This window comes from Marinobacter sp. SBS5 (genome assembly GCF_048285575.1).
Classification (GTDB): domain Bacteria; phylum Pseudomonadota; class Gammaproteobacteria; order Pseudomonadales; family Oleiphilaceae; genus Marinobacter.
On the sequence record NZ_JBLWAZ010000001.1, the window covers coordinates 623,655 to 646,754 of the forward strand.

A 23,100-nucleotide genomic window follows, 5' to 3' on the forward strand; every position below is an offset into this window, starting at 1 on the left:
TCAGGCAGCGGCTTCGGTCGCTGCAATGTCCCGGATCTTGCTGACCATAGCTCGCAGGCCGTTGCCGCGAGTGGGGGAGATGTGACGCATCAGGTCGAGTTGCTCGAACAGTTCGTCAATATCGGTCGCCAGCAGTTCTCGGGGTGATTTGGCGTTCAGGGCCACCAAAATGATGGCTGCCAAGCCGCGAACGATCATGGCGTCGGAATCTATCAGCAGGAACAGTTTGCCGCTGTCTTCGTCGTACTGGTGAATAACCCATACCTGGCTTTGGCAGCCATGCACGTAGTTCTCTTCGGTACGCGCCTCATCCGGAAACTCGGGTAATTGCTTGCCCAGATCGATGATGAAAGCGTAACGATCTTCCCAGTCATCCAGAAACTCAAAGGCGTCCAGAACGTCTTCCAGTGAGGTTTTTTGGCCGAGAGGGTTGTCCAGAAATTGCTGTTTGCTAGCGGTCATAGCATACCCAGTTCAAGTTTGGCTTCATCAGTCAGCATGTCGTTGTTCCAAGGCGGGTCGAACGTAAGCTCCATCGTCACCTTATCGACGTTGGGCACGTGCTCTACCTTGCGCTTCACGTCTTCGGTTATCACCGGGCCCATACCGCAGCCGGCTGCAGTCAGGGTCATTTTGATGTAGACCTGGTTGCCGTCTTCAGTGCCGTTTTCAATTTTGCACTCGTAAATCAGCCCCAGATCGACCACATTTACCGGGATTTCCGGGTCATAGGCGCTGCGCATGGCTTCCCAGACCTGGTTCTCGTTCACCGTGCCATCTGCCGGTGTTTCGAAGCTGCTTTCCAGCGGTTGTTTGCCCAGAGCATCTGCGTCGTGGCCTTCGATGCGAGCCAGGTTGCCGTTGACCGCAACGGTGAATGTGCCACCCAGTGATTGGGTGATGGTCACAAAGGTATCCGACGGAATCATGATTTCAGTTCCGGCGGGCACCAAACGTGCTTCCACTTCGCGCTTCGTCAGGACAACTTCCCGTTCTTGCATGCTCAATAAAGCCTCTGTTTAAGACACCGTAAAGCTCTCGCCACACCCACATTCTGCGGTAGCGTTGGGGTTGCGGAAACGAAACAGGGAGTTGACTCCCTCGGTGACAAAGTCGATTTCAATGCCGTTAACCAGGGGGAGGTGTTCCTGCTTGACGTAAACATCCACACCGTCGATTGAGAAAATACGATCGTCGGTCGCGGCTTCCTCTACCCACTCGGTTTCATATTTGAAACCGGAGCAGCCACTCTTTCTTATGGCGAGGCGAATGCCCTTGGCGTCAGGTTTCTTATCCAGTTGTTTGCGAACGTGTTTGACGGCCGTGGGCGTCATGGTCACGTTGACATCGTTCGGGGTGAAGACTTCGGCTGACATGTTTCCACCTCCTCAGGTAAACAGGCGCTGAATTTTCTGAAGGCCGGCGAACAATTGCTCGACCTCTTCCAGCGTATTGTAAAACGCAAATGAAGCCCGGGCTGTACCGGGTACTCCGTAGAAATCCATAAGCGGCATGGCGCAGTGGTGGCCCGTGCGAATGGCGATGCCTTGCTGGTCCAGCAGGGTGCCGATGTCGCTGGGGTGTAGCCCGGCGATCTTGAATGACATCACCGGTACTTTGTTTGCAGCAGTGCCGATAATTTCCATGCCCGGTACCGTACTCACCAGCTCGTTGGCGCGGGCCAGAAGGGCGTTCTCGGCCGCTTCCATGGCTTTTCTGTCGAGGCTGTCCAGATAACGGATGGCCGCAGCCAGGCCTACTGCTTCAGCAATGGCCGGCGTGCCTGCCTCGAATTTGTAAGGCAGAACGTTCCAGGTAGTCCGCTCGAATGAAACCCGTTCAATCATTTCGCCGCCGCCCTGATAGGGAGGCATCTGTTCCAGCAATTCCGCGCGACCGTAAAGCACACCGATGCCGGTTGGGCCGAACAGTTTGTGGGACGAGAACACGTAGAAATCACAATCCAAGGCCTGGACGTCAGGCTTGAAATGAGGAACCGCTTGGGCGCCATCTATCAGGGTCAGTACGCCCTGATCTTTGGCCTGCTTGATGAGCGAGGCAATCGGGTTCACCGTGCCCAGTACGTTGGATACGTGGGTGATGGCCAGAATGCGAGTGCGCTCATTCAACAGATTGTTGAATGATTCCAGATCCAGTTCGCCCTCGGGGGTCACCTGAACAGGCACAACTTTGGCACCCGTGCGTTCAGCCACCATTTGCCAAGGCACGATGTTGGCGTGGTGCTCCATGTGGCTGACCAGAATCTCGTCGCCTTCTTTCAGGCGAGAAGCCAAGCCGTTGGCGACCAGGTTGATGGCTTCGGTGGTGCCTCGGGTCCAGATTATTTCGCGCGAGCTGGGCGCGTTTACAAAGCTCCGGACCGTTTCTCGAGCGCCTTCAAAGGCAGCTGTGGCACGGTCGCCAAGGGTATGAGCTCCCCGGTGCACGTTGGAGTGCATTTCCCGGTAGTAACGGTCCATGGCGTCCAACACGGCGATCGGTTTTTGGGCCGAGGCGCCGTTGTCCAGATACACCAACGGTTTCCCGTTAACCTCTTGGGCCAAGATCGGGAAGTCGCGACGGATGCGTTCTACGTCAAACGCCTTGGTGTCGGTGTTGTTTGCCATGGACAGATCGCTCATGCCTTCAGATCTCCTGGAAGGTTTGCTCGAAGAATTCGTTCAACCGAACTTGGGCTGTTTCCCGCACGGCTTCTACCGGTATCTGGCTAACCAATTCGTTGATGAACGCCATGGTGAGCAGTACGTTTGCGTCGCGGCGGCCAATGCCCCGAGACAGCAGGTAGAAAATGGATTCTTCGTCCAACTGGCCGATGGTGGCGCCGTGAGCACACTTTACGTCGTCCGCGTAAATTTCCAGTTCCGGCTTGGTGTCGATTTCCGCACCGTTGTTCAGCAACAGGTTTTTGTTGTTCATATCCGCGAAGGACTTTTGCGCGTCCTGGTGAATATGAATGCGCCCGTTGAAGATCGCGTGGGATTGATCCGCCGCGATATTCCGGTAGGTCTCTTCACTGTTGCAATGGGCCGCTACATGATCGATGGAGGTGTGGTTGTCGTAGTGCTGCTTGCCTTGGGTAACCACAACGCCATTGAGTTTGGTTTCGGCCTCTTCGCCAACCAGACGCACTTGCAGGTCGTGTCGGCGTAGCGGGCCACCAAAACCAACGCAGTGGCTTTCAAAGCGTGAACCGCGGTTTTGAACAACGCCGGTCGCGCCGATGTGCTGAACCGACTCGCCTTCCATATTCAGGCGAACGCTGGTGACGTTTGCGCCATCGGCGAGGCTGATTTCCGTGACGGTGTTGACGAACGCGGGGGCCTCGCCGCTGGAGGTGTACTCTTCCACCAGAGTGATTTGGCTGTTTGCTCCGGCTTCTACATAAATACGCGGGAACGCGGAGCCGCTGGCGTCTGCTGCTGTTTCATGGATGATGAACAGCGGCTGGTCCAGAACCGCACCGGGCGCAAGGCGTACCAGTAGGCCGTCATCAAAGCGTGCACCGTTCAAACGGGCAAATTGCGCCTGATCGTGGTCAAGGGTGCAGCCAAGCAGGAGGGCGAGAACATCCGCTTCTTCGTTGTTCAGGTCACTGAAGCTTTGGATGGTAATACCGTCGAGATCCGGGTACTCGCTGGCTTCAGGGATCATTATCCCGTTACGGAAGACCACTTTATAACCGGGTACAGCCAAGCTGTTGCCGGTTTTGCCTTCAGCCGGCAAGGAAATGGTCATCTCGTCAGATAGCTTCAAATACTTGCTGGAGTACTTCCAGTTTTCGGTTTTACGGGTTGGCAATGGCATGTCGACCAAAAGGCTTGCCCGTTGTTTGCGCAGCGCCAGCAACGGCTCAGGCAGAGACTGCCCAGCCGGGTGCAGGAAGGCGCTGGAAAGCATTGGTGCTTGTTTCATTCCGCGGCCTCCTGATCAGTTGCTGGTGTCTTCGTCTTTGATTCCCAACCAGCCGTAACCGCGTTCTTCCAGTTCAAGTGCCAGTTCACGGCCGCCGGATTTAACGATCCTGCCGCCCGCCAGTACGTGCACGTAATCAGGCACGATGTGGTTAAGCAAGCGCTGGTAGTGAGTGACCATCAGGATGGCGCGGTCTTCAGCGCGCAGAGCGTTAACGCCGTTGGAAACGACTTGCAGAGCGTCGATATCGAGGCCGGAGTCGGTTTCGTCCAGAATTGCCAGCTTCGGCTGAAGCAGCAAGGCTTGCATGATTTCGTTACGCTTTTTCTCACCACCGGAGAAGTCTTCGTTAACACCGCGCTTGAGGAAAGACGGGTCCAAATCGACCTGCTTGGACACTTCTTTGGCCAGCTTCATGAATTCCGCAGCGTTCATATCTTCTTCGCCGCGGTGCTTGCGCATGGCGTTAACGGCGGTGCGAAGGAACTGAAGGTTGCTCACGCCGGGAATTTCTACCGGGTATTGGAAGGCGAGAAAAACGCCGTCTCGGGCACGCTCTTCGATGGAGCGGTCCAGCAGGTTTTCACCGTTCAGGGTGACTTCACCGCTGGTGACTTCAAATGCCTCATTGCCTGCCAGAACCTGTGACAGGGTGCTCTTACCGGAACCGTTGGGGCCCATGATGGCATGAACTTCCCCGGGTTTGATCTCCAGGTTAATGCCTTTGAGGATTTCTTTGTCCTCAACGGATGCGTGCAGGTTTTTAATGCTCAGCATTTGTTGCTTCTCTCTTTTAACCGTCTGAATTCTTTGTGTTTGCCGTCGTACTTAACCAACAGAGCCTTCGAGGCTAACTTCCAGTAGCTTGCCGGCTTCTACCGCAAACTCCATCGGAAGCTCTTTGAATACCTCTTTACAGAAGCCGTTCACAATCATGGAAACGGCCTGCTCCGGGTCGATACCGCGCTGGCGGCAGAGGAACATCTGCTCGTCGCTGACCTTGGAGGTGGTGGCTTCGTGTTCCACGATGGCCGACTTATTCTTGCTCTCGATGTACGGGAAGGTGTGAGCGCCACAGCGGTCGCCGATCAACAGCGAATCACACTGGGTAAAGTTGCGCGCGCCATCGGCTGCAGGGCCGAATTTCACCAAGCCGCGGTATGCGTTGGAGCTGCGGCCGGCAGAGATACCTTTGGAAATGATCGTGCTCTTGGTGTTTTTTCCAAGGTGGATCATCTTGGTGCCGGTGTCAGCCTGCTGGTAGTTGTGGGTCAGGGCGACGGAGTAGAACTCGCCGACACTGTTATCACCACGTAGTACGCAGCTCGGGTATTTCCAAGTGATGGCAGAGCCGGTTTCGACCTGAGTCCAGGACACCTTGGAGTTTTTACCAATACAGGCGGCGCGCTTGGTTACGAAGTTGTAGATGCCGCCTTTACCGTGCTCATCGCCCGGGTACCAGTTCTGTACGGTGGAGTACTTAACCTGGGCGTCGTCGAGGATAACGATTTCGACAACGGCTGCGTGCAGCTGATTTTCGTCCCGCATGGGGGCGGTACAACCTTCCAGGTAGCTCACGTAACTGCCTTCTTCGGCAACGATCAGGGTGCGCTCGAACTGACCGGTGTTAGCAGCATTGATCCGGAAATAGGTGGACAGCTCCATGGGGCAGCGGACACCTTTCGGAATGTACACGAAGGAGCCATCGGAGAAGACTGCAGAGTTCAGCGCGGCGAAGTAGTTATCGCCGGCAGGAACCACACTGCCCAAGTACTTTTTGATTAACTCGGGATGCTTGTGCACCGCTTCGGAAATCGGGCAGAAAATAACGCCGGCTTTTTCCAGGGGTTCTTTGAACGTGGTGGCTACAGAAACCGAGTCGAAAACCGCATCAACCGCAACGCCGGCTAATTTAGCGCGTTCGTGCAGCGGAATGCCCAGTTTTTCATAGGTGCGCAGCAGCTCCGGATCGACTTCGTCCAAGCTCTGAGGCATGTCTTCTTTTTTCTTGGGCGCCGAATAGTAGGAGATGGCGTTGTAGTCCACCTTCGGGAAATCGACGTGGGCCCATTCGGGTTCTTCCATGTCCAGCCAACGACGATAGGCCTTCAAGCGCCATTCAAGCATGAATTCAGGTTCTTGCTTGATTTCTGACAGGCGGCGGATTACATCTTCATTGAGGCCGGGTTCGAAGGTGTCTGATTCAATTTCGGTTACGAAACCATGTTCGTATTCCCGTTTGATCAGCTCTTTCACCTCATTGTCGGTGGTCGCCATGATCGTCGCTCCGTAATTCTCTCATCTGGGGCATGGTGCCCTGTGTTTCGCCGGGGGGCCGAATGTAAAAGGGCTCCTCCCATCGCTTCTGGCGAATGATTATACAATACCAGACTAATTTAGTCAGGTATTAAATCGGTCGTGTAAGGATTATACCTTAATCGTGCGTGCAGCCCTACAGGTGAGCTGCGCGCATGACGGTTCCGGGGCCTTTTCTATTGATCTTGCTCAAAGGTCTTATTGATCCTTTTCGGCTAACATGTGTACGCTGACGAGTATGTACTATGCTCAAATCTAAACGGGTAGCGGGAGGGAGTAATATGAGATCTGAAAATCTGGTGCCGGAAGCATCAATGAGATCTTTGGGTGGGCGTGTCAGTTCGTTGATTAAGATTCAATTAGCGCGAGGGAAAGTCGGTGTTGAAACCGTTGCGGGGCAATTGAATATGAGTCGTTACACGTTGCACAAAAAATTGCGGCAGGAAGGGCTAACGTTTGCGGCATTGCTGGAGCAGGTTCGGCGAGAACAGGCCATCACTTACATGAAGGATAAGTCCAAGCCGTTGGTAGAGATTGCCGAACAGCTTGGTTTTTCGGAATTGAGCGCATTCAGCCGGGCGTTCAAACGCTGGATGGGAACGCCGCCGGCTGAATATCGCTCGCTTAAAATGTCCTGATCAGACTTTTTTGAAAATCAGAGTGGCGTTCGTGCCGCCAAAACCGAAGCTGTTACTCATCACCAAATCCAGATTCTGGTTGTCCATGCGCTCACGGACAATCGGGAAGCCTTCCGCACCTTCGTCCAGATTCTGGATGTTGGCCGATGGTGCGATAAAGCCTTCTCTTTGCATGATCAGAGAGTAGATGGCTTCGTGTACACCCGCCGCGCCCAGAGCGTGACCGCACAGAGGTTTGGTTGAGCTCAGGGGCGGAATCTTGTCACCAAAGGTTTTTCTGAGTGCTTGCAGTTCCGTGATATCACCGGCAGGTGTGCTGGTGCCGTGGGTGTTGATGTAGTTAATCTCACCATCGATATTGGCCATCGCCTGTTGCATGCAGCGAATAGCGCCTTCGCCACTCGGTGCGACCATGTCGGCGCCGTCGGAAGTGGCACCAAAACCAACCAGCTCGGCCAGGATAGTTGCGCCGCGTGCTTCTGCGTGTTCCAGCGCTTCCAGAACCAAGGTCCCGCCGCCGCCAGAGATTACGAAGCCGTCGCGGTCTGCATCGTAGGTACGAGAGGCCAGTTCCGGTGTGTCGTTGTACTTGGTGGATAGCGCACCCATGGCATCGAACATGAGGCTCAGAGTCCAGTGAATGTCTTCGCCGCCACCGGCGAGCATGACATCCTGGCGACCCAGCGCAATTTGATCGGCTGCGTGGCCGATACAGTGAGCACTGGTAGCACAAGCGGACGTGATGCCGTAGTTGATGCCAGTAATACCAAAGGCCGTGGTGATGGACGCGTTGATGGCGCTGCCCATGGTGCGAGGAACGCGGTACGGGCCAACCCGGCGAATGCCTTTGTCTCGATGGGTGTCGATGGCATCCAGTAACTCTACGGTAGAGGCGCCGCCGGTGCCAAACACGGCCCCCGTGGTGTTAGCGCGAATTTGTTCGTCAGTCAGGCCTGCCTGTTCAATGGCTTCCTTGGTGGCCAGATAGCTATAACCAGCCGCCGGGCACATAAAGCGCCAGATCTTGCGATCAATCAGCTCGGATAGATTCAGGTCGATACGGCCTGAAACGTGGCTGCGCAAGCCGTTGTCCCTAGCTTCTTCGCTCAGGGCAATGCCGGAACGGGACTCACGCAGAGACTCCGCAACTTCTTTTTGATTGGTTCCAAGGCTGGAGACTATTCCCATGCCAGTGATTACAACACGACGCATCTTGCTAACTCCTAAAAGTCGTCAGTGGAGGTGAACAGGCCAACCCGCAGATCTTTGGCGGTGTAAATTTCACGACCATCCACTTCCATTCGGGCATCCGCAATCGCCATTGTCAGTTTGCGGCGAATCAGACGCTTAATATCCAGATAATAGGTGACCTTTTTGTTGCTAGGTAGCACCTGACCAAAGAATTTCACTTCACCGGCGCCCAGTGCCCGGCCTTTGCCTTCACCGCCGCCCCAAGCGAGGTAAAATCCGACTAGCTGCCACATGGCATCCAGCCCCAGACAACCAGGCATGACCGGATCGCCTTGGAAGTGAACTTTGAAAAACCAAAGATCCGGATTGATATCCAGCTCAGCCACTAGACTGCCTTTTCCATACAGGCCGTCTTCAGCGCCAACGTGGGTGATGCGGTCAACCATCAACATTTCGTCGAGGGGCAGGCGCATGTCGCCGGGGAACAATTCGCCCTTACCGCAGCGGATCAGGTCTTCTTTGTCAAAGTGATCAGGGTACATATTACAGGTGTCTCTGTTTCATTATTTGATACACCTACTTTAGCGCCTGATACGAAAACGGCTATTGACCTTTAGTGGATGATTAAGGGAGTTCGCCAATCGCTCAGGGTATGTGTGGGGGTTGAGGCCGATTATTCACCGTACCCGCTTTAGGGTGTTTTGCGTACAATGGCGTCAACAATCTGATGGAAAAAGGGACGTTCGAATGACTGCCTATATGGTTCTAAAGCACCTGCACATGACCGCCGCGTATCTGACAATTACTTTGTTTGCGCTGAGACTGCTGCTGGATGTCGTTGGTCGGCCAGGTTGGAGAGAAACTCCGCTGCGCTGGATCCCCCATGCTAACGACACGGTTCTACTGGTTGCCGCTATTGCACTGTTGTTTGTGGCAGGTTACGCGTCAAGTATGCCGGGCTGGCTGATGGTCAAAATTGTGCTGTTGGTGGGTTATATCGTAGCGGGCGTATTTGCCATCAAACCCAAGTTTTCAACACCGGTTCGTGTCATCGCGGCGATTGTCGCTCTGGTGCAGGTGAGCGCTATTTTCCACTTGGCGATGGCTAAGCCTGTCTTCGGTTGATATCACCGATCCTCATTCGATTTATATCTGCTGGATTTGAAAGCGGGATATCAACGTTCTCAGTGACTCTGACTGTTCACGTAACGCCTCGCTCACCGTTTTGGTATTGCCAATGTGCTGTTCCAGAGATTGGGAGCTTTCGCTTAGCGCGTTTGCGCGCCTTCCGACTCGGCCAATCTCGTCACGTTGAACGTTGATCGCCTCATCGACCTCATGGGTAAAGTGACTGAGGTCGTCAAAGGTTTGTTTGAGTGCGACGAGGTGGGTCTTGAGAGTGGTCAGTGTGTCTCGGTTGGTATCTCCCGCTGACCGGGTTTCGTCGAGAAGTTTGTGAGTGCTATCGACTTGCGTGACCAGTTCGCCAACCCACTGACGAATTTGCTTTGTTGATTCCCCTGTGCGGCGGGAGAGGTTTCGCACCTCATCCGCAACCACGGCAAAACCACGCCCCTGTTCCCCGGCCCGGGCGGCTTCTATGGCGGCGTTCAGAGCCAGTAGATTTGTTTGTTCGGCAATGTCGGCGATGACGCTGATGACTTGTTCGATTCGTTCGCTGGAGCCGCGGAGTGCTTCAATGGCAGTGGTCACTCGGTTTATTACTTCAACGGCATGCTCGGCGGCTTGTTCGCTTTCACGAAGCTGGTGCTGAACATCATTGTTGCCTTTGACGGCATCTGTTACCTGGGCTCGGGAGGCGTTCGCCGAATGCTCAATGTGGCTGGCGCTTGCGGTAATGGAATCCATGGAAGCAACAACGTCCTGGATTTGCCGGTTGTTGTGTTGCGAGGAAAGGTGCACCGCATCTGCCTGTTCATCCAGGTTGGCTGAGCGCAGCTGCAGAACCGTAGCGGCTTCTGTGACATCCTCTACGAAGAGGCTGAACTTGGCAATCAGGCCGTTAATGGCAAGGGCCACGGCGGATACTTCATCGCGCCCCGATACCGAGAGCGGCATGGATAGATCTGAGGAGGCCTCCATGACACGGAGGCGTTGGGCGATCAACTGCAATCTTGTGGTAACGGTGCGGCGAAGCCAGTAGGTCAGTAACATCGTGCCAAGCAAAACGATGACGGCACCTGCAAGTAAGAACCTCTGTTGTTGATTCAAAAACGCCAGCAGTGTGTTTGCGCCTGTATTGGCCTCTTGGCGGCGCTTCGAGCGCTGCGCGTCAATCTCGTTAAGCATAGGGTCAAGAGCCTGGTAAAGTTGGAAATCCACAACTTTACCGGCTGCATAGTAGCTCATCTGATCGATCGGTTTTTTCAGGGCTTCGAGCAGGTCGAGAACGGCTTGGTGGGCGTCGGTGTTCTGCTGTGCCCAGGTCTTCAGGCGGGGGTTGGCGGTTGCTGCGTGCCATTGCGTCTGGATAGTTGCCGCAGTGTGTTGGAACTGCTCGGTAATTTCATCCCAAAGCAACAGTTGGGCTTTAATCTTGTAGGAAAGATCCATGAGTTGACGATGACTGCGGTCAAGGTCGGTCAGCAGCCAGACATCCGCCATTTGCTCTCGCACTAGCTGGTCTGTGGCGTCTTCAGCCTCACGTACGACAGACATGGATAGCCACGCCAACGCCGCCAGCGCAAGCAGACAAAAACTGGAAAACAACATCAGGCGTTGATGCACCGTCAGGCTCATCGCGAACTTCCTCTCAAGAGATTCGCGATGAGCATAGATGCGGGGTGTGACAGTTATGTTGCAGGTGCGGACGGTCGCGCACGATCCAGCACGTTGTGATTACTCCAGTTTCTCAGCCAGTTTATCCAGTTTTTGTTGCACTGCGCGCAGCTGCTGGACGATCTCATCCCGCTCATCATGGGCTTTTTTCGCCGCCTCGGCGTTTTGTTCTTCGCCCATCACTTCCAGAATCGCCCCGATCATCATATTCAGGAACACAAAGGCGGTGAGGAAGATAAACGTCAGGTAGAAAATCCAACTCAGCGGATATTCTGCCATGGTGGCATACATGACATCGGTCCAGTCTTCGAAGGTCGCTACCCGGAACAGGGTGAGCATGGATATTGCCACATCACCCCAGAGCTCCTCATCCACACTGGCGAAGAACATAGAACCAATCGCTGCGTAGATGTAAAAGATGATGAACATCAACAGAGCAATGTAGCCCATCCGTGGAATGGCTTTGAGCAGCGAGTTGATCAGGAATCGCAGTTCGGGCACGACTGACACTAGCCGCAATACCCGGAACACACGAAGCAGGCGGCCGAGCAACACCGCCTCGGAGTTGTCGAGCGGGACAAGACTGCCGATGACCACCAAGGTGTCGAACAGGTTCCAGCCGTCCCTCAGAAACCGACGTTTGGTGGGGCAGGCGGCAAAGCGGAAGAGTATTTCAATCAAGAAGAACAGGGTGATGGCGTTGTCCAGTACCGTTAACGACTGCTCGACCAACGGAGGCAGGTCATAGGTCTTCGCGCCAATGGTCAGGGCGGAAAGAATGATGATGGCAATGACTGCGCCTTGAAAAACCTTGCTGGATTCAATGCGCTTGAGTTGTTCAAAACTGTTGGAAGAGGACAGCTCAACAGACATCACTAGGGCTCCGGGTAAAAGAATCGTGGCAATTCTAATGGTCTGTTGAGGTCGGTGGTAGCTTTGTATTCAGATCAGGTAGCCCTACGGATTGTCTGCTTAACCAGCAGTTCTGAAAAATGCCAGAAATTGGCGCTCTTCCTGCCGGGCTTCCTGCAATGATGTTTTCCTGAAGCGAAGTTGGGTTCCCGGAGGCCTTTGGGCCAGAGCGTCCAGACTTCGAGGCGTGACCGCGCCCAGCTTTGGATAGCCGCCGATGGTTTGCCGGTCATTGAGCAGGATAATGGGTTGGCCATCGGCGGGCACCTGAATGGCGCCCAGGCTGGTGCCTTCTGAAATAAGCTGGCGGTCTGCAGCTTCCAAAGCGGGGCCGGTCAGGCGCGCGCCCATGCGATCAGCTTGGGGGCTCAATGTGTAGATGTTATTGAAGAAGGCCATGAGCGCGGCATCGGAAAACCGCTCGACCTGTGCACAGGGAATTACGTTCAGAGTCAGCGGCTCGTGGTAGTCGGGAATCCACTGGCTGGGTATCTTTCGATTTAAAACCAGCGTTAAAGCCGGCCGGCAGGGCAAAAAATCGTTTTCCGAAAGTGGCTGACCGTTTTGGTGAAGGCCCCCCGTGCCTTCTCTGAGCACAGTCGCGCAGCTGTTGCCCAGAGCGGTGTTGACTATGAAACCGCCGAGCACGGCCAGATAACAGCGGACGCCGGATCGCGGTGTGCTCAACGCCACCGCATCCCCGGATGTAACCCGAACCGTGCTCCAGAGCGGTTTTGGTTTGCCATTAACGGTGAACTTCACCTCGGCACCGGTCACCACAATCTGGGTGCTCAACTCGCAGGTGAGCTCCATCCCGCCGAAGGTGATTTCCAGAGCCGGCGTTCCGAAGGCATTGCCTAATAGATGGTTGGCCCAAGCCCACGCGTGCCGGTCCATGGCACCGCTGGTGGTGAGCCCCATGTGCATTACGCCTCGGCGGCCACCGTCTTGTAATAGGGTGAAAAAACCCGGTTTGGTGACGTGAAAGCCAGCAGGGTTGCTCATTCGATCTGCCCGCCCAGTGCGAGGTACTCGTCCTGCGAGATTGACCGAAACTGAACCTGTTGCCCGGCGCTCAATAGCGATGGTTGCTCCCTGTGAGCATCAAACATGGTTAGCGGTGTGCGGCCTATCAGGTTCCAGCCGCCCGGCGATTCCAGCGGGTAAATGGCGGTTTGTCGGTCCGCAATGCCAAGGCTGCCCGCGGGGACTTTCGGCCTCGGGGTGGCGAGCCTGGGTGTCGCCAGTTCTTGGGGAACTTCCCCCAGATAGGCAAACCCGGGCGCGAAGCCGATCGCAAACACGTGGTAAATCTGCTCGCTGTGGCGTTGAATCACTTGGTCGGTGGTTAAACCGGCCCGTTCCGCGATGGCTGCGAGATCCGGGCCAACGCTGGGGTGATAGTACACGGGGATTTTGATGATGTCGGATTCACCGACATTTGTCGGTTGTTCGGGGAGGTCACCCAGTGTGGCTTTTACGTCTGAGAGCACGCTTGAATAGTCGTCTTTCAACACATCATAACGCAGCATCAGTGACGTATAGGACGGCACCAGATCAATAAGGCGCGGTCCAAGCCGGCGTGCTAATGCTTCGGCAGCGATACGGATTTTTTCGGTAAGGGCGATATCGATGCGGTCGCCGAAATACAGGGTAAGGGTATCGATACCGGTCACCTGACACTGCCAGCGCATCAGTGAAGGTCCTTCAGGGCCTTGCGGATAGCTTCAACAGCGGCAATGGAATCCGGGTTGTCGCCGTGGACGCACAAAGAATCAGCCTCAAGATGCAGTGGTTTGGCATTAATGCTTTGAATCGGCGTGCCGTTAGCAAGATTACGGGCCTGTTCAATAATGATGTCTGAGTCTTTATGAACAGCGCCAGGCTGAGTGCGTGGGACGATAAAACCGTGCTCGTCATAAGCTCGGTCAGCAAAGGCTTCGAGTATGAGTGGTACGCTGTGTTTCTGGCACAGCGCTTTCAGGTTGCTGTTGTCCGCCGTGGTCATCGCCATAATCGCAAGGTCATGTGGGGAGTGGCTAATAGCGAGCAGAATGCTTTCGAGAATTGCCTCATCGCGCATCATGTCGTTATACAGGGCGCCGTGGGGCTTTACGTAACTCAATAGGCCGCCTGCTGAGGCCGCAATGTGGCTGAGAGCGCCGATTTGATAGCTGACCATCGCGGTAATTTCTTCGGGCTTAAGCGTCATTGAACGGCGGCCAAAGCCTTGTAAGTCTGGATATGAGGGGTGCGCGCCAAGGGCTACGCCGTGCTTGAGAGCTAACTGAACGGTGCGGTGCATGGTGATCGGGTCACCGGCATGAAAGCCGCAGGCAATGTTGGCCTGATCGATGTACGGCATGATGTGCTCGTCCATGCCCATGGTCCAGGCACCGAAGCTTTCACCTAAGTCACAGTTCAGTAGCATTGCTGTCTCCGAAAGGGGCTCATAAACAGATGTGTTGCTCTGTATATACTACCTGATCCTGGCCGGAGAGAGGTGTTCGACCCGTTGGGCAGACTATCCGAGAATGCGCTGCCATTCGTCCTCGCTAACGGGCATAACGGAAAGTCGGCTGCCTTTACGAACCAAGGGTAAATCTTCTAAACCGTCCATGTTCTTCAGGCGATCCAAAGAAATCAGTTTCGGGAGTTTTTCCACAAACTGCATATCAACGGCTTGCCAGCGAGGCTGCTCGTGCGTGCTTTTGGGGTCGTGGTAGGGGGAGTCGGCATTAAATTGTGCCGGGTCAGGGTAGGCGCTTCGGGTAACCCGAACAATGCCGGCAATGCCAATGTGTTTGCAGCTAGAGTGGTAGATAAACACTTGGTCGCCTTCGGCCATCTGCCGCAGAAAATTGCGGGCCTGATAGTTGCGAACGCCATCCCAAGGAATGCTGGTGTCGGGTTTCTGCGCAAAATCATTGATGCTGCATTCAGACGGTTCCGTTTTCACTAACCATTTGGCCATTCGTATCGAGCCCTTTATACGGTGTATGGCAGGACGCCAACATAGATTGCGCCAAAATGGCAGGCACTGCCGCCGATAACAAACAGGTGCCAAACCGCGTGCATGTAGGGGATTCGGTCCGCAAGATAAAACACCACGCCCGCGGTATAAACGATACCTCCCGCAACGGTTAGGTATAGGGCCGTTTCACTCAGGCTGGCGGCCAGATCTTCGGAAGCAAAGGTAATTAACCAGCCCATCGCCACGTAGATGCCGACCCGAGCCAGTTTGAAGCGGTTTTTAAAGATCACCTTTAATACCACGCCGGTTAAGGCCAGTGACCAGATGACGGCGAATAACGTCCAACCGGTTGTGCCTCGCATGTTGACCAGAAGAAACGGGGTATAAGTGCCAGCAATCAACAGAAAGATAGCGCAGTGATCCAACGTTTTATAAAGGGATTTTAGTTGTGGACTGCGGGCACCGTGATAAAGCGCGGAAGCCATGTACAGCAGAATCAGTGACAAGCCAAACACGCTGAAACTGATGATTTTCCAGATATCGCCCATCTGACTGGCACCGGCAATCAGCGCAGTGGTGCCGATAACGCTCAGAATGGCACCCAGCCCGTGTGTGGCACTGTTGATCCATTCTTCGATCCGGTCGTGAGCGATGTTTGTGGTTGTTCCACGTTGGTTTGTTTCGTGTTTCATCTGCGTCACCTGAATCCGCTTAATAAATAATGCGCCTGAGCGTACAGGTGTACGCAGAAATTTTCCATTAATAATCGCTGCGTCCCACAGCGTTTTTGCTAGCTGTTTTAAGGCGGGAGAAGGTTGCAGGTACAACTCCAAGCCACGCTGCCAGCTGGTTATCGGGCACTCGTTTCACGAGCTCCGGGTATTCGTCGAGCAACAGGGTGTACCGTTCTTTGGCGGGCATGGTTTGTTTGCGAAATTCACGCATGCTGGTCAGCTCTGCGATCTCTTCGGTAAGCATTAACGCAAACTTCGACCAGAGACCGTCGCCATGGCTCTGTACGGCTGAGCGAAAAGCTGCGAAATCCGCTACCCAAAGTGTTGCTGGTACAACGCTGGTTAAACAAAGTGTGTTGCGGATGGTTCTGGCGCGGCCAAACACTGGCCATACCAAGTCGCCTTCTGTGAAAAAGTGATGGACAGCCACTTTGCCGGATGAGGATTCTCGGAATAAGCGCAAAATACCGTACTGGATGAGGTAGACGTTTGACCAAGATCGATCATGCTTTTCCAGCGGAGTTTCGGCGTCAACACGGCGCTGATGAAACAGTCGGGCGATATCGCTGAGGAACAGCGCTTCGCTGGAGTTTTGTTTTTCGTTCAGGCAAATGCCAAAGGCACGGCTAAGTCCGTTCAGCAGGGCGACTTCCGTAGGTGCCGAATCGTGATGAATAATATCCGGGTCATCATCGCCCAACAGGCAGGGAGCGGATGCTAGTGGGGGGCTGAAGCGGCTGTTCATAATCTCACTCTCTCTGTGTAGGCCCGCATTTAATTATCCTGCTCAAAAACAAAGATCTCAAATGATTTAAATGGTTAAGGATGTTTGGCTGAATAGATAAGCGGGGACGTGGGAAGTTACCTCTTGCTGGCTAGGTGGTAGACTGCCCCGCTTGTCTTGTTTTCCTGTATTAGTCCCCGGAGACGCCATGACTGCTGCGCTGGCCTTGTTTATAAAACTTCTGCCTCTTTATGTGACTGTCGCCCTTGGCTGGCTGGCGGGCCGCTATCTGGAGGTCAGTGGAAAACACATTGCGGGCATGATGCTGTACATCGTTACGCCCTCCGTGGTGTTCTCTGGCGTGATGGCGGCCCCCCTGTCTGCCGAAGTGATTCTGCTGCCCTTTCTGGTGATGGGGTTTTGTACGCTGATCGCTTTGCTGCACATGGTTTTCGCTCGCAAACTTTTGAACGATGGCAGTGAAGTGGTCATACCTTTGACGGTGGGAACAGGCAATACCGGTTATTTCGGTATCCCGGTTGCGCTGTTGCTGTTCGGGGAGCAGGGGCTGGCGATTTATATCGTTTGCATGCTTGGCACGACCTTGTTTGAAAACTCCGTCGGGTTTTATCTGGCGGCTCGGGGGAAATACAGCGTACGGGATGCGCTGGTTCGGGTGGCAAAGCTACCTTCGGTCTATGCCTTTGTGCTGGCTGTTGTACTGAACCTTTCACACATCGGCATCCCTGAACCGTTCGTACCGCTGTTTGATAATTTGCGCGGCGCCTACAGCATTTTGGGCATGATGATTATCGGGATGAGCATCCTGAGCTTCAGAGGGCTGGCCGGAAACCCGGTGTTTACCGGGTTGGCGTTTTTCGGAAAGTTTGTCTCTTGGCCGGTGTTGGCTTTAGGGTTCTGGTGGCTCGACGCCAATGCGCTGGGTATCTATGACTTGGCGGTACACCAAGCCATTTTCCTGATTTCCATCACGCCGATTGCGGCCAATACTGTGGTGATTGCCACGCTGCTGGATGCATCGCCCCAGCAGGCGGCAGGTACCACGCTTCTCAGTACATTGTTTGCTCTTGGCTTTATTCCGGTGATGGTGTCGCTCGTGCTTTAGTGACTGTGTGACGGCGATGCCGCCGACTCATGAGCCATGTTTTCAGCGCGCGCCTCGGCAATATCTTTCCGGGCATGGCGCACCACACTGATCCCCGCGGTAATGGCCAGCGAGCCCATGATTGCAGCCACGGCGAGGTCTGGCCATGCGGTGCCTGTGCCGAACACGCCCAGTGCCGCGCCCATAACGGCGATATTACTGATGGCATCGTTGCGGCTGCAGAGCCACACCGACCGCATGTCGGAATCCCCCTCACGAAACTTGAACAACACAAAGGCAACACTGACGTTAGCGACCAGGGCGAGCAAGCCAACACTGCCCATGGTAAATGGTTCGGGTGTGGTGCCAGCTTCCAGTACCCAGAGTGCCCGTGCCCAGACCACCCCGCCGAAAATGGCCATGGTGATGCCCTTAACCATAGCCGCACGGCCACGCCACAGCATGCCCATGGAAAGAACCGTGAGAGACAGAATGTAGTTGGCACTATCGCCAAAGAAGTCGATGGCGTCGGCCATCAGGGATACCGAGCCAGAGGAAAGGCTGGCAATGCCTTCCACCAAAAACATGGCAAGGTTTACCCACAGGGCAAACCACAAAGCGCGCCGAAAACCGGGTGCGGGCGTTTTCGGCGTAGGAGCTGAACAGGAACAAGCCATAAAGACCTCCAATGAATCAATGCCCTCATTAAAAACCCTATAGTAGCTACAGGGTCAAGCCCTTTGGGCGACGGCGCAGTTATTCACCGCTTCCTGCCCGATGGGTGCCGGGTACATGATTGTGGGGCTCTGCTTCTGAGAGTTTGCCAAGTTCGGTATTGAGCCCGTCAAGGATGCCGCAGTCGCTGATGGCACCGGGGGAGGCGCAGGCGCGCTGAAGGCTCACTAAGGTTTGTTCAAGACTGGCCAGTTCCTTAAGGCGCGCTCTGACATGAGACAGATGACGGGCGAGCAGTGCATCTACATCCGAGCAGTCGGCGGTGGGTTTTTCGGCCAGGCGGAGAAGTTCGCGAATTTCTTCTTGAGCCATATCCAGATTGCGACACCGCCGGATAAACAGCAGGCGCTCCAGGTGTTCTTTGCGATAGGTTCTGTACCCGTTTTCCCCACGCTCGGGGCGGGGCATCAATCCGATCTTTTCGTAGTAACGAATGGTTTCGACGGGCACGTTGGCCTGTTGCGAGAGTGCTCCGATTTTCATTCTTTACCTCATGCCTCTCTTAATCTGTAGGAATGGAGAGTGCCGCCGTTGGTTTTCTCTCAGTTTATCCTTAAGAGGTACAAGAACTACGCCATGAGCACAAGTTTGGTTTAGAGCGCTGAGTGATATGGATCACTGATCCGCGTCAATATATACGGCGGGCCGGTCAGGCATAATCTTCTTTTTCGGTTTACCGCTTTACCTGACGTTAGGTTTACCCCTATGGCTTCCAATCGTTCTGCCGAGAGTAACCAGCCCGCCTTTATTTGGGACGAGGCCCTGATTCGTCGTTATGACCTCAGTGGTCCGCGATATACCTCTTACCCTACGGCGGTAGAGTTTACTCAAGAATATTCTATCGAAGACATGATGACGGCCGCCGGTCGTAGTCAAACCGCGGGAGGCCCGGTTTCGCTTTATACCCATCTGCCGTTCTGTGCACACCTTTGTTATTACTGTGCTTGCAATAAGGTGATCAGCAAAAAGCGCGACAAGGCCATGCCCTATGTTGAGCGGGTTCTGAAAGAGGCGGCGATCCAGTCAAAGCTATTTGGTGCAGATCGGCCGGTGCAGCAGCTTCATTGGGGAGGCGGTACGCCCACGTTTCTGCCCAAGGATGTCATGCGACATCTGATGGAGGGCTATGGTGAACTGTTTAATCTGCAGTCCGGGGAAGACCGGGATTACAGCGTTGAAATTGACCCTCGCGAAGTGGATGAAGATACCCTGCCCACCCTGTGGGAGCTGGGATTTAACCGCATCAGCTTGGGTGTGCAGGATGTGAACCCTGACGTACAGAAAGCGGTCAACCGCATTCAGCCCCGGGCAATGACGGAAGGGGTGTTAAATGAGGCGCGCCGTCTTGGTTTCCGGTCGATCAATCTGGACCTGATTTACGGTTTGCCGCACCAGACCCCTGAGAGCTTTGCTGAGACGCTGGAATCGGTGATCGAAATGTCGCCGGATAGACTGTCCGTGTTCAGTTACGCACACCTGCCGGACCGTTTCTATCCGCAAACCCGGATACTGGCAGACACGCTACCAACGCCTCATCAGAAATTGACGATCCTTCACAACACCATCAATCGATTGTTGGAAGCCGGCTACGAATACATTGGCATGGACCACTTTGCCAAACCTGATGATAGTTTGGCGGTTGCCCAGCGCGCGGGTCGTTTGCACCGAAACTTCCAGGGCTACACCACCCACGCGGATTGTGATTTGGTGTCACTAGGTGTGTCGGCCATTGGGCAAACCGATGATGCCTATTTCCAGAACAACCATGATTTGCCTTCTTGGGAAGCGTCGATTGATGCCGGGCAGCTGGCCATTGTTCGCGGTGTCGGGCTGAGCAGGGACGACCGTATTCGTCGTTGGGTTATTGGCCAATTGATTTGCCAGTTCCGCTTGGATCGCAAACAGTTTACCGGCCAATGGAATGAAGACTTTGACCGTTACTTTGCCGATGAATTAGCGCGTTTGAAACCGATGATTCAGGACGAACTGATTGCCGATACGGGGTCGGTTTTTCAGGTGCAGCCCGCAGGAAGATTGTTAATTCGTGCCATTTGCCAGATTTTCGATTTGTATCGAAAAGTGGGGGCCAGCCAGCGTTTTTCTCGGATTATCTGAAAACGACGAAATTGATGTTAATTAACAAGCAGGGCTGCCTTAGGGTGGCCCTGTTTGCGTTGTGGTATCTGCCAAGCCTAAAAAAACATGAGTTAGTATTTGTGTTGCACGCTAATGTTATGCCCTCTGCAGACTGGACAATGTGCCGTGAAATGCGTATGGTTTTTTGGCCTCACGTCTGGGCTTCTATGTGATTAACCTGAAACTCAATACATAGAAGGCGTCTGTTCTGGTGCTCAGAGCACTCTCTGGTATCAGAAATGGGCGTCAGTCTGTTTAGCTTCTGGTTAAAAGGATTGAAATTACCATGACATCTAAAGAATTTTCAGAGCTTTTGCCTCGCCTTAGTATTCCTTAGCTACTTTTAGCTGCCGGGCACCTTGGCCCGCTTCCTGTTGCCCTACGCGACACTCCCGCTTGAGCGGAAACGACAGCTCCCTGCTCGATTCTTGGCGACCGAAATGAATCGTTCGGGCAGACAGCGGTTTTTTGTTTCTTCGAAAAGAGGTTGAGCCTTGAACGAGAACGGATTTACCCAGTTTTCTACAGTAACCGTGCTGTTACTGCTTGCTGCCTTCTACGGTGGTACCTACTTACTGACTTTGCTCATCCGCAAAGACAAGGAAGATACTTCTGGCTTTATGGTGGCAGGCCACCAGGTTGGTTTCGGAATGGGGGCGGCCAGTATGACCGCCACCTGGATATGGGCTGCATCGTTCTATGCGGCGGCTACGTCTGGTTACACCTACGGCGTGTCGGGGCCGATTCACTACGGTTTCTGGGGCGCGTTGATGATTCTGTTCATCTATCCGTTTGGTCGCCGCTTCCGCGAGCTAGCGCCTAACGGGCACACGCTGGGTGAGCTCATCCATGCGCGTCATGGCTCGTCCAGTCAGCTGATTTTGGCCGGCTCCAACGTGTTGGGTAGCGTTATCAGCTTGATGGTGAATTTCACTGCGGCGGGTGCCCTGGTTTCTGTATTGTCACCCCTATCGTTTGAAACCGGTGTCCTCGTGGCTGGTGTGGGCGTCCTGTCTTACACCTTGACCTCCGGCTTCCGTGCCTCCGTGTTTACCGATTTCGCCCAGTTGGTGGCACTGATGGCGATCGCCGTGGTGATCATCCCTGCGGTGCTGTTTGCTGCCGGCGGCCCGAGTGTGATGGTTGAAGGCCTTAGCCGCATGACAGACGAGCAAGCCAGTCTATTCTCGGTAGATGCGATCATGAATCAGGGCGCTCCGTTCTTCGTTGCGGTGCTGGCTTACGCCATCGGTAACCAGACCATTTCTCAGCGCTTGTTTGCGGTTCGTGAAAAGAACATTAAGTCCACCTTCGTTACGGCCACACTCGGATACGGTGCGATCGTGATCGGATTGGGCATGATCGGCTTGATGGCACTGTCTGTCGGTGTCGAGCCGATTAACGGCGAAATGAACAACCTGATTCCGCAAATGGTTTCTACTTATCTCTCACCGTTCTTCGTAGCGCTGTTCTTCGTGCTGGTGATCGGTTCTTTGTCTTCGACGGCGGACTCGGATCTTTCGGCGTTGTCCACCATCATGATGGCGGACGTTTACGGCAAAAATATTGCGAAGAACGATCCTAATCCAAAAATCATGATGATGGTTGGCCGAATCACCATGATCGTGGCCACGGTTGCGGGTCTGATTTTCGCCAGCTTCTCGTTGGATATTCTGGTGATGCTGGTGTTTGTCGGTGCCTTATGGGGTGCGATTGTATTCCCGGTCATCGTTAGCTGCTTCTGGGACAGAGTGACCAACGCAGCCTTCACCTGGTCAGTTGTGGTGGCAATGGCTCTCTTCTGTATTGCCCGTTTCGAGTTGGTAGAGATGACAGGGCTGACCGTTCTGGCGTTTGAAATTCTGGCCTCAGCGGGCGGAGCTGTGGTGATTGGCATGATGGTGTTCGGGTTCTTCGGCCGCGCTGCCGGATTGGTTGCGGGCGCGATCACCTTGGTATTGATGCTGGTCTTTGCGACCGGATTCCTGCGTGACTACATGGTTCTGGTGGCATCACTGACTGCATACGGTGCCAGCGCTCTGGTTTGCACAGCAATGACACTGCTCAGTAAAGAAGAGCGTTTTGACTTTGATTTGATCAAAAAACGGGTCGGCTGCTACGACGACGTAGAAACTGACGAGACTGTTGATATGATGCCGGAGGGTGCAAAATGACAAACGAATTGGTTTATGGCGCGTATATTTTGGTGTGGCCAGCCCTGACGTTGGGTGTGCTGGCGGTTATCTGTGGCGCCGTAGCGCGGGATGCGCGTAACTGTCGAAAATCGGATGAAGATTTGATTTGATTAGAAGTGATTTGACGTGAAGCCGGGTAACCCCCGGCTTCTTTTTGGTCCAGATATTATTGCCAGATGCCCAGTAAGGCCCCGGACCCCAGCACGACCGAGCCACCCACCTCGGCAACAATCAACGCGACCATGAAACCATGTATCAGCCAACCGGGCAGGTTTGATTGGCCCAGCTTGTGAGGTTTTCGCAGTTGGTTGCTGGTGTCCCGCAGAATGCCGTGAATGATGTAGGTGCCAATGGCCATGGCGAAAAAGCCCAGGGCACCTATGGCTGCCAAAGTGTTCACCCAATCTGTATATACGCTATAACTGGCAAACCATCCCAAGAGCAGGGCGGCAAAGCTGTACATCAGTGAACTGCGGTGCGCGATGTCAACGTAACGAGGCGCGGCCGCTTTCGGGCTAGTGGCCATACACCAGTATTTCCAGATGCCGGTCAACAAGCCCGTAATAAAAAAGATAAACGCGGCGGAGAGGCAGAGCTTTTCGGCCAGACTCATTGAATTCAGTCCTTGCATGAGGCCATGACCATGTCGTGGCGAGGTGGGTTGTTATGGTGCCTTGGGCCTTGGAAATCTATCAGAATGGGTAGGCT

General features: G+C 54.3%; 26 protein-coding genes. 6 read left to right on the forward strand and 20 right to left on the reverse strand.

Annotation, left to right across the window (positions count from 1 at the left end):
- Genes ACNQ6O_RS02935 through sufB form a run of 7 tightly spaced genes read right to left on the reverse strand, consistent with a single transcriptional unit; the run spans nucleotide 1 to nucleotide 6,210 of the window.
- Nucleotides 1-462 (reverse strand): SufE family protein, encoded by a 462-nt coding sequence (locus tag ACNQ6O_RS02935; RefSeq protein WP_418051742.1) that lies wholly within the window; start codon nucleotides 460-462, stop codon nucleotides 1-3.
- Complete coding sequence (gene sufT / locus ACNQ6O_RS02940; RefSeq protein WP_418052261.1) at nucleotides 459-1,001, reverse strand: putative Fe-S cluster assembly protein SufT; 543 nt, start codon at nucleotides 999-1,001, stop codon at nucleotides 459-461. The genes ACNQ6O_RS02935 and sufT overlap by 4 nt, the downstream gene beginning before the upstream one ends.
- 18 nt (nucleotides 1,002-1,019) lie before the next feature.
- Complete coding sequence (locus tag ACNQ6O_RS02945; protein WP_418051743.1) at nucleotides 1,020-1,376, reverse strand: HesB/IscA family protein; 357 nt, start codon at nucleotides 1,374-1,376, stop codon at nucleotides 1,020-1,022.
- A gap of 12 nt (nucleotides 1,377-1,388) precedes the next feature.
- Complete coding sequence (locus ACNQ6O_RS02950; RefSeq protein WP_418051744.1) at nucleotides 1,389-2,642, reverse strand: aminotransferase class V-fold PLP-dependent enzyme; 1,254 nt, start codon at nucleotides 2,640-2,642, stop codon at nucleotides 1,389-1,391.
- Nucleotides 2,643-2,646: 4 nt separating this feature from the next.
- Complete coding sequence (gene sufD / locus ACNQ6O_RS02955; RefSeq protein WP_418051745.1) at nucleotides 2,647-3,933, reverse strand: Fe-S cluster assembly protein SufD; 1,287 nt, start codon at nucleotides 3,931-3,933, stop codon at nucleotides 2,647-2,649.
- 15 nt (nucleotides 3,934-3,948) lie between these two features.
- On the reverse strand, nucleotides 3,949-4,710 hold the full coding sequence (sufC, locus tag ACNQ6O_RS02960) for a Fe-S cluster assembly ATPase SufC (RefSeq protein ID WP_418051746.1): 762 nt from the start codon (nucleotides 4,708-4,710) through the stop codon (nucleotides 3,949-3,951).
- A gap of 51 nt (nucleotides 4,711-4,761) precedes the next feature.
- Nucleotides 4,762-6,210, reverse strand: coding sequence for a Fe-S cluster assembly protein SufB (gene sufB / locus ACNQ6O_RS02965; protein ID WP_418051747.1), 1,449 nt, complete (start codon nucleotides 6,208-6,210; stop codon nucleotides 4,762-4,764).
- A gap of 320 nt (nucleotides 6,211-6,530) precedes the next feature.
- On the opposite strand from sufB, the gene ACNQ6O_RS02970 reads away from it, so the two are divergent.
- Entirely contained in the window at nucleotides 6,531-6,887 is a 357-nt protein-coding gene (locus tag ACNQ6O_RS02970) for a helix-turn-helix domain-containing protein (protein ID WP_418051748.1), read from the forward strand.
- On the opposite strand, the gene fabB is transcribed toward ACNQ6O_RS02970, so the two are convergent.
- Nucleotides 6,888-8,099: a beta-ketoacyl-ACP synthase I gene (gene fabB, locus ACNQ6O_RS02975; RefSeq protein ID WP_418051749.1), complete on the reverse strand. Its 1,212-nt coding sequence runs from the start codon at nucleotides 8,097-8,099 to the stop codon at nucleotides 6,888-6,890. It lies immediately after the preceding gene.
- A gap of 11 nt (nucleotides 8,100-8,110) precedes the next feature.
- The gene (gene fabA / locus ACNQ6O_RS02980) at nucleotides 8,111-8,620 is read right to left on the reverse strand and encodes a bifunctional 3-hydroxydecanoyl-ACP dehydratase/trans-2-decenoyl-ACP isomerase (RefSeq protein ID WP_418051750.1); all 510 of its coding nucleotides are present in this window, start codon (nucleotides 8,618-8,620) and stop codon (nucleotides 8,111-8,113) included.
- 205 nt (nucleotides 8,621-8,825) lie between these two features.
- Here fabA and ACNQ6O_RS02985 point away from each other — a divergent pair, with 205 nt between their 5' ends.
- Nucleotides 8,826-9,203, forward strand: a complete 378-nt coding sequence (locus ACNQ6O_RS02985) for a SirB2 family protein (RefSeq protein ID WP_418051751.1) — start codon at nucleotides 8,826-8,828, stop codon at nucleotides 9,201-9,203.
- Nucleotides 9,204-9,224: 21 nt separating this feature from the next.
- Here ACNQ6O_RS02985 and ACNQ6O_RS02990 read toward each other — a convergent pair whose 3' ends face one another.
- The 8 genes from ACNQ6O_RS02990 to ACNQ6O_RS03025 all read right to left on the reverse strand — a co-directional run bounded on the left by ACNQ6O_RS02990 (nucleotide 9,225) and on the right by ACNQ6O_RS03025 (nucleotide 16,242).
- The gene (locus tag ACNQ6O_RS02990) at nucleotides 9,225-10,838 is read right to left on the reverse strand and encodes a methyl-accepting chemotaxis protein (protein ID WP_418051752.1); all 1,614 of its coding nucleotides are present in this window, start codon (nucleotides 10,836-10,838) and stop codon (nucleotides 9,225-9,227) included.
- A gap of 99 nt (nucleotides 10,839-10,937) precedes the next feature.
- Complete coding sequence (locus ACNQ6O_RS02995) at nucleotides 10,938-11,750, reverse strand: ion transporter (RefSeq protein ID WP_418051753.1); 813 nt, start codon at nucleotides 11,748-11,750, stop codon at nucleotides 10,938-10,940.
- Between the two features lie 99 nt (nucleotides 11,751-11,849).
- Complete coding sequence (locus tag ACNQ6O_RS03000) at nucleotides 11,850-12,794, reverse strand: biotin-dependent carboxyltransferase family protein (protein ID WP_418051754.1); 945 nt, start codon at nucleotides 12,792-12,794, stop codon at nucleotides 11,850-11,852.
- Entirely contained in the window at nucleotides 12,791-13,483 is a 693-nt protein-coding gene (gene pxpB, locus ACNQ6O_RS03005; protein ID WP_418051755.1) for a 5-oxoprolinase subunit PxpB, read from the reverse strand. The genes ACNQ6O_RS03000 and pxpB overlap by 4 nt, the downstream gene beginning before the upstream one ends.
- Nucleotides 13,483-14,220 carry a 5-oxoprolinase subunit PxpA gene (locus ACNQ6O_RS03010; RefSeq protein WP_418051756.1) on the reverse strand — a complete coding sequence of 246 codons (738 nt, stop codon included), beginning with the start codon at nucleotides 14,218-14,220 and terminating at the stop codon, nucleotides 13,483-13,485. Before ACNQ6O_RS03010 ends, pxpB begins: the two co-directional genes overlap by 1 nt.
- A 93-nt stretch (nucleotides 14,221-14,313) precedes the next feature.
- The gene (locus tag ACNQ6O_RS03015) at nucleotides 14,314-14,763 is read right to left on the reverse strand and encodes an EVE domain-containing protein (RefSeq protein ID WP_418051757.1); all 450 of its coding nucleotides are present in this window, start codon (nucleotides 14,761-14,763) and stop codon (nucleotides 14,314-14,316) included.
- Between the two features lie 14 nt (nucleotides 14,764-14,777).
- A complete protein-coding gene (gene trhA, locus ACNQ6O_RS03020) occupies nucleotides 14,778-15,455 on the reverse strand; it encodes a PAQR family membrane homeostasis protein TrhA (RefSeq protein WP_418051758.1) in 678 nt (225 codons plus the stop codon).
- Between the two features lie 67 nt (nucleotides 15,456-15,522).
- On the reverse strand, nucleotides 15,523-16,242 hold the full coding sequence (locus ACNQ6O_RS03025; RefSeq protein WP_418051759.1) for a Crp/Fnr family transcriptional regulator: 720 nt from the start codon (nucleotides 16,240-16,242) through the stop codon (nucleotides 15,523-15,525).
- A gap of 187 nt (nucleotides 16,243-16,429) precedes the next feature.
- On the opposite strand from ACNQ6O_RS03025, the gene ACNQ6O_RS03030 reads away from it, so the two are divergent.
- Nucleotides 16,430-17,347: an AEC family transporter gene (locus tag ACNQ6O_RS03030; protein WP_418051760.1), complete on the forward strand. Its 918-nt coding sequence runs from the start codon at nucleotides 16,430-16,432 to the stop codon at nucleotides 17,345-17,347.
- Here ACNQ6O_RS03030 and ACNQ6O_RS03035 read toward each other — a convergent pair.
- Nucleotides 17,344-18,003 (reverse strand): cation transporter, encoded by a 660-nt coding sequence (locus ACNQ6O_RS03035; protein ID WP_418051761.1) that lies wholly within the window; start codon nucleotides 18,001-18,003, stop codon nucleotides 17,344-17,346. The two genes, ACNQ6O_RS03030 and ACNQ6O_RS03035, sit on opposite strands and share 4 nt — an antisense overlap.
- A gap of 79 nt (nucleotides 18,004-18,082) precedes the next feature.
- Nucleotides 18,083-18,544, reverse strand: coding sequence for a Cd(II)/Pb(II)-responsive transcriptional regulator (cadR, locus tag ACNQ6O_RS03040; protein WP_418051762.1), 462 nt, complete (start codon nucleotides 18,542-18,544; stop codon nucleotides 18,083-18,085).
- A 222-nt stretch (nucleotides 18,545-18,766) separates the two neighbouring features.
- Between cadR and hemN the strand changes: the two genes are divergently transcribed.
- The 3 genes from hemN (at nucleotide 18,767) to ACNQ6O_RS03055 (ending at nucleotide 22,502) form a co-directional block, all read left to right on the forward strand.
- Complete coding sequence (gene hemN / locus ACNQ6O_RS03045; protein WP_418051763.1) at nucleotides 18,767-20,176, forward strand: oxygen-independent coproporphyrinogen III oxidase; 1,410 nt, start codon at nucleotides 18,767-18,769, stop codon at nucleotides 20,174-20,176.
- A gap of 515 nt (nucleotides 20,177-20,691) precedes the next feature.
- Nucleotides 20,692-22,371 (forward strand): sodium:solute symporter family protein, encoded by a 1,680-nt coding sequence (locus tag ACNQ6O_RS03050; RefSeq protein ID WP_418051764.1) that lies wholly within the window; start codon nucleotides 20,692-20,694, stop codon nucleotides 22,369-22,371.
- Complete coding sequence (locus ACNQ6O_RS03055; protein ID WP_227664329.1) at nucleotides 22,368-22,502, forward strand: putative transporter small subunit; 135 nt, start codon at nucleotides 22,368-22,370, stop codon at nucleotides 22,500-22,502. Before ACNQ6O_RS03050 ends, ACNQ6O_RS03055 begins: the two co-directional genes overlap by 4 nt.
- 56 nt (nucleotides 22,503-22,558) lie before the next feature.
- Here ACNQ6O_RS03055 and ACNQ6O_RS03060 read toward each other — a convergent pair whose 3' ends face one another.
- Complete coding sequence (locus ACNQ6O_RS03060) at nucleotides 22,559-23,005, reverse strand: hypothetical protein (protein WP_418051765.1); 447 nt, start codon at nucleotides 23,003-23,005, stop codon at nucleotides 22,559-22,561.
- Nucleotides 23,006-23,100: the final 95 nt, after the last annotated feature.